This is a genomic window from Flavobacterium sp. (assembly GCF_044348915.1).
Lineage (GTDB): Bacteria > Bacteroidota > Bacteroidia > Flavobacteriales > Flavobacteriaceae > Flavobacterium.
This window is the reverse complement of record NZ_JBIKRX010000004.1, coordinates 40793-54540: the sequence shown is the minus strand read 5'-3', so window position 1 is coordinate 54540 and position 13748 is coordinate 40793. Positions and strand designations below refer to the sequence as shown.

The following is a 13748-nucleotide window of genomic DNA, read 5'->3' as shown; positions in this document are numbered from 1 at the left end:
CACGATAATTTAAGAATTTTGGTTGTCAGAAACATTTTTAAATCAATTGATATTATAGGAGCTGGTTCCTTTTATGAACTTTTTTAATTGCACAATTGGATCACATTTCATAGCATAATATCAGATACAACGGCTAATCGAGATTTAAAAAAATTAACAGAACGAGTTGTTTTTACAATTTCTGAATCAAAAGAATCTGGTACTTTTTATGAATTTGAGTAATTGCCGCACAATAGCCTCAATCGCCTCGTACAAATTAAATAATTGCTCCAAGTCAGCTAGAATAAGACTAAAACCCTATATCTTGAAATACAATATCAACTTCTTATTCATAACTCTCTATCATGCCCAAGTAGCCTATCCAAACTATCACTTAATACAGAGCTGCATTTCTTTTTATAGGTGTCAAATTATCGTTGACACTTCCATCTATTGTAACTCTTATTCCTGAAATCGATTTCATAATGTTATTTAGTCTTTATTTAATACTCCCATCTAACAAATGCTTCCATTGCTGCATAATGGGACAATCCTAATTCATCGTATAAATCTGCCGTTTCTTTATTTCTGTCTTCGGCTCTTTGCCAAAACTCTCTGCTGTCTGCTCCTTGAAAGACGACACCATCTTTTTGGGATTGGTGTTTAAAGATACCTTTTCGTTTTTCCAACACTTGATCAGGTCCCATTGGTACTGCCATTTCAATCTCATCAATGCCCCATTCCTGCCAAGCCCCTCTGTACAGCCAAACCCAACAATCGTTCATGTACTTTTTAGGTTTCAGTCGTTTTACGGCTTCAAAAATAGCATCTAAACATACCTTATGGGTTCCATGAGGGTCCGCTAAATCACCTGCTGCATAAATTTGATGTGGTTTTATTTTATCGATGAGGTCCATCGTGATTTGGATATCTGCTTCTCCTATTGGATTTTTCTTAATGGTTCCAGTTTCATAAAAAGGAAGTTCCATAAAGTGAATCTGTTCTTCAGGAATACCAACATAAAAACTGGTTGATCGAGCCTCTCCTTTTCGAATTAATCCTTTGATGTATCTTACTTCAGCGATATCAACCTCGCTCGCTTTTTTGTTCTTTAGAAATGTTATCGCTTTCTTGTAAATGTCTTCTGCTTCTGGACTTTTGATGCCAAACTTGTCATTATAGTCGCAAACAAAACTGGCAAATCGTAAAGCTTCATCATCGGCCACAGCTATATTTCCCGAGGTTTGATATCCTATATGCACTTCGTGTCCTTGCTCGTGCAATCTCTTGAATGTGCCACCCATACTAATAATATCATCATCAGGATGCGGACTAAAAATAAGAACCCGTTTTTTAGCCGGTTCTGCACGTTCTGGACGTTTGCTGTCATCGGCATTAGGTTTTCCTCCTGGCCATCCCGTAATGGTGTTTTGCAGTTTGTTGAATATTTTAATGTTAATTTCGTAAGCTGGTCCTGAATCGGCCAATAAATCGCTCATTCCATTTTCAATGTAATCCGCATCGGTAAGCATTAAAATTGGTTTCTTTAAATGAAGCGCCAAGCCCAATACTGCTTTTCGAATTAATTTATCTGTCCACACAATTTTTTCGACCAACCAAGGGGTATTGATTCGAATCAGTTTCGATGCTGCTTCTTTATCCAAAACAAAAGTGGCATTTTTATGTTCTTGCAAAAAGGAAGCAGGGACTAAATTAGTCACAGGCCCTTCGGTCGAGGCTTTAATAATATTAGCTTTTCCTTCTCCCCAAGCCATTAGGATTACCCTTTTGGCTTCCATAATTTTTTTCACCCCTAAGGTAATTGCAGTTCTAGGTGTATTATTCAATCCAGAGAAATCATTACTTGCAGCTGCTCTGGTGATATGATCTAAGGCCACTAAACGCGTTTTAGAGTTTTGCAATGATCCGGATTCATTGAATCCTATATGGCCATTGCCTCCGATTCCTAGAATTTGCAAATCTATTCCACCCAAAGCTTCAATTTTTGATTCGTATACAGCACAAAAATCAGCTATACCGGCTTTGGAGAGTGTTCCGTCAGGGATATGAATGTTTTCTGGTAAAATATCGACATGATTGAATAATAATTCTTTCATGAATCTCACATAGCTATTTATGGAATCTTGTTCCATAGGGTAATACTCATCTAAATTGAATGACACCACATTTTTAAAACTCAATCCTTCTTCTTTATGCAATCGTACCAATTCAGAATACAATCCTTTTGGAGAGGAACCTGTAGCCAATCCCAATATACATGGCTGTTTTTGGGCTTGTTTTACTCTTATCAAATCGGATATTTCTCGAGCCACAGCTTGGGAGGCCTTTACCGAATTTTCATAAACTATGGTTCCTATATTTTCAAACCTTTTTTCAAACCCTGTGGCTTTATCAATACTACTGTTTAACATAACTTAATTTTTATAATTTATTATTTTATCTTTTTAGTTCTACCCAAAATAGCATCTAATAACCCCGAAGTATGTAATGCCATGCTTCCGGTTGACGGATGCATGGCATTCTTGAGCAAATGATTTTTCATTTTTTGGATATGAAAAAACTGGATGTTTTTTTAGTAAATGGGAGTCAAATGCCCAAAAATAAAATAGGGATAAGAATTTTTATTAAACGAACTTACCCTAGAAAGGGGTTAATCTTCGTTAGATGGTTTTCCTATGGTTGCCAAAATTCCTCCATCAACATAAAGTATGTGACCGTTAACAAAATCACTCGCTTTGGAAGACAAGAAAATGGCAGCTCCTTGCAAGTCTTCGGGATCACCCCAACGTGCGGCAGGTGTTCGGCTAATGATGAAATCATTGAAGGGATGTCCATCCACTCTAATTGGAGCAGTCTGACTTGTTGCAAAATAACCTGGACCAATACCATTGGTTTGAATGTTAAATTTTGCCCACTCGGTAGCCATATTTTTAGTAAGCATTTTTAGTCCCCCTTTGGCGGCAGCATAAGCACTTACGGAATCTCTTCCCAATTCGCTCATCATCGAACAGATGTTGATGATTTTTCCTCCGCCACGTTGAATCATCCCTTTGGCAACATTTTTGGAAACTATAAAAGGACTAATTAAATCTACAGTTATAACCGCTGTGAAATCTTCCACTTCCATTTCTATAATTGGAGTTCTTTTGATGATACCTGCGTTGTTGATTAAGATATCGATAGGCCCCACTTCGGCTTCTATTTGTTTTATACTGGTAATTACGGCTTTCTCGTCGCATACATTAAATACATAGCCGTAAGCTTCAATCCCAACCGATTTATATTCTGCCACGGCTTTATCCAAGGCTTCTTGCGAAAGATCGTTTACCACAATTTTTGCTCCTGCATTTCCAAGTCCTTTGGCCATCGCCATTCCTAGACCGTGGACTCCTCCTGTTATAAGAGCTGTTTTTCCAGTTAAATCAAAAAGGTTAATTGACATAATTTTTGTTTTAATAGTTATTGTTTAATTTATTTTTATTTTACGGTAATGATTAAAGGTTCATTTATTTGTTGCTTAAAGGTTTCCAGATAGTGGAACCATTGTTCGGCATTGGTTATTTTCCCTGCTTTATCCCACGCTGCTCCACTGTAATAAATGATGGGTTCATTGTTTTTTACCGCAGTTTTTGCCAACATTTGAGTATTGCCCACCAACATATTGTTTACAGGAGTTGTTAATATGGAGCCTACCGCTGTAGTGCCATCCAATCCATGGGTAGGTTCCCAATAACCCATTATTCCCTGTTGTTCGTTTAAGGATATAATGCCAGTTTCAGGTCTTTTTATAATCCCTACAACAACAGGCAATGGTTTATCCCCTTCAAATGAATAAACGTTTTCGATGCGATTGAGCTGTGAGCCGGCATCTAATAAAATAGTTTTCGTGGCCTTGACTTTTATTCCGCCCGCATCCCAAGTATCATAAATCAATTGGAATGTGGAGCGCAAAGGCCCATTATCCAATACTTTCCATTGGTGGTAATTTCCAGAATACCGGATTGTATCATTCAAATAAGGTGCCATATTGCCTGCTCCCAATGAAAATCCTACGTGGTAATAATCCATTCCATTGCCGTGATCTATATGATAATCGCCTAGTTTGTATCGCTCGTTGATGACCATTTTATTGGTTCGTTTCACCCAGACATCCAAACCATAGGCATCTTCTTTTGTTTTTTCTATGGCTTTACCATAGGTACGAAAAGCGATTTGGTCGTTTTCCCAAGCAAAATCATCCTTGCGTTCCGGTACAAAACGAGCATAGGTTTTAGTGGTGAATATTTCCGGTTTTCCTTTTTGTATGAAAAGGGAAAGAGTCGATTTTGCTTTTACGTCAACCTGTACCAACAAATTCTGGATTTTTTTTAATCCTTTGTGCTCCAATTGAAATGGAACTTGTTTTTTGGTTGCAGAGTTGATCACCACAAAGTTCGTACTGTCTATTTGTGGATAATGCGATAGGATAGTTTCCCATTTTATAGTAACAACGGTTTCTTTTCGATCCAAAGCCGAATTGTTTTGAATGCTGATATTTGCTTTTGTTTGAGCCAAAAGGAATACAGGCAAGATAAAGGTAATTCCCAGAAAGGATTTTATAAATTTCATGGTCTCTTATTTTAAGTCATTAATGGCGCAATGGTCCATGTCTCCATAGTCCAAATTTTCACCTGCCATTCCCCAAATAAAAGTATAGTTTGAGGTTCCCGCTCCTGAATGAATAGACCAGTTAGGCGAGATTACGGCTTGCTCGTTTTGCATCCAAATGTGTCTGGTTTCTTGTGGTTGTCCCATAAAATGACAAACGCTTTGGTTTTCTGGAATTTCAAAATAAAAATACACTTCCATTCGTCTGTCGTGAGTATGGGCAGGCATCGTGTTCCAAACGCTTCCTTTTTTTAATTCGGTCATTCCCATTTGAACTTGGCAAGTTTGCACCACGCTGTTCACAATCAATTTATTGATGATGCGATGGTTGGCTGTTTCTACTGATCCTAATTCTACAATTTCTGCATCCGCTTTGGTTATTTTTTTTGAGGGATAAGTATGATGGGCAGGAGCAGAGTTTAAATAAAATTTTGCTGGTTTGTTGGCATCAACCGATTCAAAAAAGATTTCTTTGGTTCCTTTTCCAATGTATAAAGCTTCTTTGAAGTCGATTTCAAATTGTTCTCCATCAGCTGTAACAATTCCTTTTCCTCCTATGTTGATGATTCCTATTTCTCTTCTTTCCAGAAAATATTCAGCTCTTAAATTGGCAGGATTGGGTAAGGTAATTTTTTTGTTGATTGGCATTGTGCCACCAGTAATAAATCGGTCGAAATGAGACAAAGTCAGTTTAATTTCGTCTGCGATAAAAATGTTTTCGATTAAAAAATTTTCTCGTAACTCTGCGGTATTCATTTGTTTTGCTTCTCTTGGACTTACTGCAAAACGGCTTTCAAAATTTAAATTCATAAGGGTATTTTTTTTATTCTTGGGATTTTTATTTTTCTTTTGAAATAGCAATAGTACTACAGTTGTGAAATGCTTTATATTTATTGAAGGGCATTCAAATTATAGTATGAGAATTCTTTTTGAACTTTATATATCAAAGAGAAATTCTCTGCTTTTTTATTTAGAGATACTTTTTTTCTATATAAAACACCATTTTTGAGGCAAATATTTAATTGATACCATTTGTAATTCAAAACTCTTATGAAAGCAAGTGGAATTGTTATCAAAGACAAAATAATTATTGGATAAAAAGGTAAATATTGTATGGAAACCAATACAAGTAAAAAAGGAATAGCAATACAAAAAAATTCAAAAAAGGGGTGTAGTTTATGCTTATCGATGTAAACTTTGTTCAGTTCGGAGTACGAAATTTTTATTTCGTTTCTTTTTCTATACTTTAAAACTAATCCGTTGTCAATTAAAATTAGCGTGTCAAATTTTGAGTTGTGATTTGTCGTTCTAGCCATAATACTCAGGGAAATTATTTTTAGATGATAGCATTTAAGGTGAAATTATCTTTGATAAAATAATGAGTTAAAAAACCCTGCTCCAATATGGGACAGGGTTTTAATAACAACAGTTTTCTTGCTATTCCCTTGATGTATTTCGCTGTTGGGCAAAAGTTCTTAACTTTAAGAAAACATAAATCAAAGATATTGCTGCTAAAAACACCACATAATCATCTATTGGTGCTGCTGGAGCTTCTGGATCCGCACCAGGATCTTCCTGTGCAAAAATCGGACAGGATAGAAGTGCAACAAATATACTGGCTATTATTAAAAATATTTTTTTCATAATTATTGAATTATTAGTTTTTTAGTTGTTTGAGTTCCATTGTTTGTAGCTTTTAGGATATAAACTCCTGCAGCCCAATTGTTCGTTTGAACTGTAGTTGTGGTTCCAGGATTTGATTTTTGAGAATGAATCACTTGACCGTTTACATTGCTAATTTCAATATTAGAAGTACCGTTGTTTAGGTCTTGTCCGTTAAAGATATTGAATTGATTGTGTGCTGGATTGGGATATACTTGAATAGAAGCTTCCAATTCGTTAGCTTTAATCCATAAAGAACCCGCCGTTTTCAAATTAATAGCAAAACGAGCATCACCTTGACTGGCTGGAGTGCTATTGATGGCAAAATTGTAGTTGGTTCCAGGAGCTAATACTGTCGAAGTATTCAATACGTTATCTATTAAAACTGCTTCAAAACCTGCTGGAATAGTATTTTCGATCACTTTGAAAGAATAGTTTTTTTGAAGGGTAGACGTAACTCCTAACGGAATGGTTTGCTCTTTTAACTCTAATTCTGAAACAGCCATTTTTTGGCTTCCTGCTAAGCTGTAGGCATCTAAAACGGTATTTGGTAATTTACCAAAATCGATATTGCTTCCTGCATCACCCACTGCCGTGAACTGAAGCGCTATTGCATCATAGTAAACACCATCGCTGCTAACTTCCAATTTCAATGCATTGGTAGAAGCGATTTTGGTTTGAGCCGTTTTATGATTGTAATTACCAGCAGGTGATGTAACAATCCCTGTGTAAATAGCTGTTTTAGGAACATTGATACTACCGGTCGATGAAGCTTGCACAAAAATAGCGCCCATAGGAGGGATTACTACATCAGTAGCACTTCCTGCCACTCCAGAAATTGTTCGAGTATTGTAACCACCTGCTTTTACTTTTACATCAGTTGAAGCAACAGTTGGATCGTAATATGAAACAGTAGCACTAAGCCCTGGACTTGCAGCTAATATGCTAGCCATACTAACGGGTGCTGTATACGGATTGGCCACTAAATAGTACTGGTTTGTAACAGTAGCTATTGCACTAGGTGCTGTATTGGCAGCAGTTCCTTTGTTAACAAGTGTTACATTAGAAGGCCCAGTGGTATAAGTTGGCGATTCTCCTGAAAGACCTGTAATAAAAACTTTGTAGGCTTTTTGAGTGTCCATATTAGCTGTACCGTCTGTGCTAGTCCAAGTATTGTCAACAGAATTGTAGGCTCCTGTAAAACCTGTTCCAATGGTAATGCCACTAGCTGTAGCTAAAGCAGTAAAATTTTTCGTAGCAATCGGATTACTTAACAATCTCCAACCACGTTGGTTGCTGCTCAAATAGCGTTGTTGGGTTACGTTAAGTACACTAGAAGTACTCAACAAACTACCAGTTCCTGTTGCAGTTGATTTTAGAATTAAATTACCATTATTGGTTAAAGTTCCTGTATTAGTTAAAACTTTTCCTTCATTTACAATTAATGAAGCACCCGTTACAATTGTTCCTCCAGCTATTGTAGCGTTAGCCGCTAGAGATAAGCTTAAGGTATTCCTATTTAAACTAAAGGTGTTAAATGTAAAAGCGCCCGTGCCCGACAGCGTAGTGGCGCCAGCACCTGAAAAAAAGAGGTTTGTTTTAGCGGAAGTTGTACCTGGTGAAGTAAACAAATCAATTGTACCATTGTTATTGATTGCATTTCCTCCTACGCCATTAGTGATAAAGAAATTATTGATTAAGTTGGAGGTAGTTGTGGCAATATTTACTTTGGCATTTGGCGCTACGGTTAAGGTCTCACACATAAATATAGTAGATGAAGTGCTAGTGCCTCCCACACCAAGGGTTGCATTTGTATAGGTTGCTGAAGCACCGGCATTAGTTGAATTGGCATCATTGACAAAGACATTACCTATGTGATAGGACTTACTATTGTTTACTGTACTAGTATTGTGATTGATGTACAGATTTGGAATAGTGCCAAAAAACGCAAACTGTACCGGTAATCCAGCGTAAGCAACAGCTACTGGTATTGAAATTGTAATTTCAGCTCCATTAATTGCAGTAACTGTTGCTGAATTTTGTATTAGACCATTTGTTACGGAATAGACATCCATACCTACCGCAACCAAACTATTGGGTGCTTTTAAAGTAATAATTGGGCTATTTACTGTTGTTGCTGCTGTAGTTTCTAGAGTGAAAAATTTAAGAGGTAAATTATTAGTAGTTGTAACTGGTGCTGAAAGAGTCAATGACGTTCCGCTTATTGCACTAACAATAATCCCTGCTGGAAATGTCACACCTGTACCTGAGCCTTGTACCCCCATACCGACAACAATAGCAGGGTTGGCAGTTGCTAATGTTACGCTCGCGCTTGCGGTTACTATCCCAGAAGAAGCTACTGAAAATTCTTCTCCAAAAAATAGCGTAGTGCCCGACGTCAATGCTTGTAAAGTGGGTCTAGATAGTGTTAAAGTTGTGCCTGAAATGGCAGTTACCACTGTTCCTACTTGTATGATAGAACTAGAATCAAGAATTTGATTCACTCTGATTAAGGGATTGACGGCGGTAAGTGTAACGGTGGTTGAGCCAGTCAAGGCAGTACCGTTCGCTCTTATTTTCTGACTTCCGTAATTCCCAACGGGCGAATAAATTGCGTTCACCCAAGTAGACCCGTTATAGGTTTGCCAACCAGTTGCATTAGAAAACCCATTAGCTGTTATAGCTGCAGTTGTTCTAAAATCTCCTGTAACTTGTGCGGCAATGTTTGTCAATGCCAGGACGAAGGCCAAAAGTAGGCCGGTTCGTAATGTGAAATTTGTTTTCATAAATTGTTTTAATGGTTAATAATTAATTAATGGTTAATAATGGTAATATTTCAAATTAGAAATCGATTGTACACAGTACCGCTTAAAAGCAGCTACTTTAAGTAAAAATCAATTCTTTTTTTCGTTTATGAGGTAGGGCATAATTTTAAATAAATATTCATATTTCTTGGCACTAAGACTATACTCTTCCATTGGTAGGGTGCCCCAACTATTGATGCCGCCTACTCCCATTTGTTTATAATCAATTTTTAAGCTGGTTAAATCTCTTTCGGGAATATCGCCAGGGTGACTTTGTCTTTTTTGAAGCCCATCATCTAAATCACTGGTTAAACAATGTAATGCTGTCATACTTAATACTATATCGGATTGAATATTTAATCCTATGACATTGTTAGAAATCGTATACCACCGAACATCGGTTTTATTTCCGGATTCTTGCGGACGGATGTAGGGGTATAGTTGTTGTGATACCGTTTGATTATAAATACCCACTTTAGCGCTGTAATTTCTATCGATATAATTTTCAAAAGGTCCTTTGCCGTAATACGAAATGTTTTCAAAGTTTTTGGGTAATATCAATTCCATTCCAAATCTCGGCAACATTGGCGTGTCTTTAGATTCATCAATGTTTAAAGAGGCTTTTACACGTAATTCGCCAGAGCTGTTCAGCTCATAATTGAGAACCAATTGTGCAAAAACTTGTGGTAAGTTATAAGTGGCATTGACTAGAACACCGTTGTTTTTTGATTCTGAGAAATTGAAATTAATTAATACGGGCGTTTCCGTGGCTTGCTTCCAAGTTATGAGTTTTTTTTGCAAGTCTGCTCCCATATCGTTATCGTTTGGAGCTCTCCAAAAATTAGGTCTCAGTTGATGTCCTTCTTTTATAATGGATTCGCCACTAAATGAATAAAGACTTATAAATCCTGTTTTTTTATCAAAAGCTATTTCTGCTTTTTCACTTTTAAAAACAACGCTTTCCTCCTCATTTTTTATTTTCATTTGAACACCCTTGCTGAGTTCGATGTTGTTTTTCCAAATTCCCTTTAAATGCAACTGTTCTTTCGCTATTTCGAAATCTTTAGGCAATAAAGGTTCGTCTTCTTTTAGCTGATAACTTAGGTTTACAAAAGCTTCTTTAAATTGTTTGCCGTCTAAGTTAATTGGGAGTGAAACTATTTTTTCTGTTTGAGGTTCAATATCTAAAATATCGAAACTGCCTTCAATATCATTAACGCCATCAAGAACCAATTGCCATTTTAACTTCACATTGCTTAAGTTTATAAAGAAATTTTCGTTAAAAATCTTAATTGTTCCTTGATCATTATTATCCCAAGAAGTAAGAATGTTTTGGTATACATTTTTAACCTCGAAAGCGTGTGGATTTGGTTTTCGTTCTGGATTAAAAACACCATTGTTTAGAAAGTTGTTATCACTAGGCACATCTTTAGGACCAAAATCTCCTCCGTAAGCAAAAAATACGGTTCCATCTTCACGTTTTTTATAAACAGACTGGTCTATCATATCCCAAATGAAACCGCCTTGAAAATTTTTTGTACTTCTGAATATATCCCAATAGTCTTTAAAATTACCCATAGAATTACCCATCGCATGCGCATATTCGCTTAGAATGTATGGTCTATCGGGGTTAGGATGCGCTTTTATGTACTCCAGCATGCCTTTGGGAGAACTATATTGCGGACATACAATATCAGAATTCCAATCGAAGACTAACTTTGCTCCTTCCCAAGCACCAATTGATGCCCTTTCGTATTGCACGGGTCTAGATGAATCCTGTTCCTTTAGCCATAAAAAGGCGCGATAAAAATTATAACCGTTACCGCCTTCGTTACCCAAACTCCAGGTAATAATGGAGGGATGATTCTTGTCTCTTTCAAACATTCGTTTTATACGCTGTAAATGAGCCAATTCCCAATTAGGCTTATTGCCTAATGTTTTGGTTGTTTCATACCCCATGCCATGCGATTCCAAATTAGCTTCATCAACGACATAGATTCCGTATTTATCGCATAATTCATACATATAGTCATCGTTTGGATAATGCGACATTCTTAGAGCATTAATGTTATATTCTTTCATAACCTTAATATCCTGTTCCATCCGTGCTCTCGAAATGGTTTGACCTGTAGTGGGATCTGTTTCTTGACGGTTGACTCCTTTTATATAAATAGCTTTTCCGTTGACCAAAAATTGTGTATTTTTAATTTCAATTTTTCTAAAACCAACTTGTTGCGGAATAACCTCAACGACAGTACCTTTACTATTTTTTAAAATGAAATAAACTTGGTAAAGATTGGGAGTTTCAGCGCTCCATTTTTTCGGATTTTTAAGTGTAAAACTGAAACTTTTATTATTTGTTAAATCGCTAATTTTGATTGTTTTAGACTCAATTAATGTCGTTTCATCTTTTAATTGGACTTCCAAAGAATACCCGTTATTTTGTTTAATTTCTGAAAATTTAGTTGAAATTTTTAAAGTACCATTGGTATAATTATCAAGTAAGTCTGGTATTATTTCAAAATCTACTAAGTGCGTTTTATTTCTGGTGTACAAGTAGGTGTCTCTCGTGATACCGCTCATTCGCCACCAATCTTGACATTCTAAATAAGAACCATCGCTCCATTTCATGACTTTTAAAACAATAGTGTTATTTCCTGTTTTTAAAAAGGGGTTAAGCTTGAATTCTTGTGGTAATTTGCCGTCTTCTCCATAGCCCACATAAACTCCATTAACCCAAACGGTAAGGTTCGATTTTGCAGCTCCAACATAAAGAAAAACATCTTTTTCTAACCATTTTCTATCAACAGTAATCGTTTTTCTATAGATCCCAACAGGATTATAAGTTGTAGGAACCTTAGGCGGGTCTACTTTTATTATTTTGGCAAAATCATAGGTGGTGTTAACATACACGGGGAATCCGTACCCATTGACATCCCAGCTGGCAGGGGTTTTAAAATCGTCCCACGAAGCATCTTTATAGTCTGTTTTTTGGAAATCTTGTGGAAGATTCATCGGGTTTTCTAAATACTTAAATTTCCATGCGCCATTAAGGCTTATATAATTCTGAGATTTTTTCCAGTCTCCTAACTTGGCCAATTCTTCATTTTCAAAAACAAAATAGGACGCGTGCATAGGCATGCGGTTATCTTCATTTATCTTTTCGTTGAGCCAAAAAAGATTATTTTCTTGACCATTACAAACGATACAGAAAAAACAAAAACCGATAAGAGTTATAAAAGTATTTTTCATTTAAATATTTATTATTCTGTTTCCTTGATTTAATTATTAAGTTTTGAACCTATTCTTGCTATTTCGCATTGATGCTAGCAATCTTATCAAAAAGGACACTTTGCAAGAGCCTGTTGCTTTTAAATTATAATTAAAGCTGTCATTAAAACGTTTCGTTTTTATCGATTTGATTTTTTCTATACATAGCTTCAAGAAGATAATAGTCTGCATATACTAAAGGCACATCAATCTCAGTATTGTGGGGTATACTTCCCACACTATGATCTAGAATGAAATATTTGTTTGTACTGTTTTCAACCATATATTTTGGCGATGTTAATGATGCCAGTATTTTATTGGCAGCTTTAAGAAGTTCTCTTTTATTTTTTGAATATCGAGCCAATTCAAACAAAGCTGAAGCCGTAACTGCAGCAGCAGAAGCGTCTCTCGGTATAGAAGTGAATTTTTCAGGATTGTATTTCCAGTCTGGCTTAAGTTTGGAATCTTTAATGTTGTAATCCCAAAAAGGGACCATGTCTTTTGGAAGGTTTGGGTTGTTGATTATATATTTTGCAATATTCTCGGCAAATTTCAAGTATTTCACATCTTTTGTATAGCGGTAACAAAGTGTGTAACCATAAAGTCCCCAAGCTTGACCACGCGCCCAAGACGACTCATCGGTAAAACCTTGAGCGGTTACTTTACTTAGTACTTTACCCGTAATTGTATCATAATTAACTACGTGATAACTTGAATAATTTTTACGGTAATGGTTTATCATTGTGGTTTCAGCATGTAATATTGCGATGTCTTTGTATTTTGAATTATTACTTAATATGCTGGCTTCAAACAAAAGCTCCAAATTCATCATATTATCAATAATTACTGGATAGTGCTGAATTTCTCCACTCCATGATTTATTACGATTCCAAGATTTTATAACTTTTGCTTTTGTATTAAATCGTTTGCTCAACGATTCGGCAGATTGAATAATGACTTTTTTATATTGTTTTTGCCCACCAAATTTTAGACCATTGCCATAACTACAATTCATAATAAACCCAATATCATGGTTTCCCGTCCAATATTGAATCGTATCTAATACTTCTGTTCGTTTTATAGCTTCATTTTTCCATTTCTGATCTTTGGTTAATTCATACATGTACCATAAATTACCAGAAAAAAACCCACTGGTCCAATCATAAATATCAACCGTTAGTAAGCTTCCATCTTTATTTATTGTCCTAGGAATTTTGTTTGGATTTGTTTCAGTAGCTAAAATTGTTTCAAGCCTATGAGTTATAAAACTCATCTTGTCAATTTCTTTTTCTTTAGTACTAAAAGCAGTGATTGTTAATGCGGCTATTACACTTAAAAATATCTTCTTAATCATTTAATTTGTTT

8 protein-coding genes are annotated in these 13748 nt (G+C 36.0%); all 8 read right to left on the bottom strand.

The features are described from left to right. Positions 1–482 precede the first annotated feature (482 nt). A complete protein-coding gene (nagB, locus tag ACIQ1E_RS01455; protein ID WP_396168048.1) occupies positions 483–2411 on the bottom strand; it encodes a glucosamine-6-phosphate deaminase in 1929 nt (642 codons plus the stop codon). Between the two features lie 239 nt (positions 2412–2650). Further along, complete coding sequence (locus ACIQ1E_RS01450; RefSeq protein WP_396168046.1) at positions 2651–3442, bottom strand: gluconate 5-dehydrogenase; 792 nt, start codon at positions 3440–3442, stop codon at positions 2651–2653. Between the two features lie 35 nt (positions 3443–3477). Continuing rightward, positions 3478–4608, bottom strand: a complete 1131-nt coding sequence (locus ACIQ1E_RS01445; protein ID WP_396168045.1) for a DUF4861 family protein — start codon at positions 4606–4608, stop codon at positions 3478–3480. 6 nt (positions 4609–4614) lie between these two features. Beyond that, the gene (kduI, locus tag ACIQ1E_RS01440) at positions 4615–5457 is read right to left on the bottom strand and encodes a 5-dehydro-4-deoxy-D-glucuronate isomerase (protein WP_396168043.1); all 843 of its coding nucleotides are present in this window, start codon (positions 5455–5457) and stop codon (positions 4615–4617) included. A 627-nt stretch (positions 5458–6084) separates the two neighbouring features. Further along, positions 6085–6291, bottom strand: coding sequence for a hypothetical protein (locus tag ACIQ1E_RS01435; RefSeq protein WP_396168042.1), 207 nt, complete (start codon positions 6289–6291; stop codon positions 6085–6087). Between the two features lie 2 nt (positions 6292–6293). Further along, positions 6294–9095, bottom strand: a complete 2802-nt coding sequence (locus tag ACIQ1E_RS01430) for a T9SS type A sorting domain-containing protein (RefSeq protein WP_396168040.1) — start codon at positions 9093–9095, stop codon at positions 6294–6296. 108 nt (positions 9096–9203) lie between these two features. Next, positions 9204–12365 carry a glycoside hydrolase family 2 TIM barrel-domain containing protein gene (locus tag ACIQ1E_RS01425; protein ID WP_396168038.1) on the bottom strand — a complete coding sequence of 1054 codons (3162 nt, stop codon included), beginning with the start codon at positions 12363–12365 and terminating at the stop codon, positions 9204–9206. Positions 12366–12507: 142 nt separating this feature from the next. Further along, the gene (locus ACIQ1E_RS01420; RefSeq protein WP_396168036.1) at positions 12508–13737 is read right to left on the bottom strand and encodes a glucuronyl hydrolase; all 1230 of its coding nucleotides are present in this window, start codon (positions 13735–13737) and stop codon (positions 12508–12510) included. Between the last annotated feature and the right edge of the window lie 11 nt (positions 13738–13748).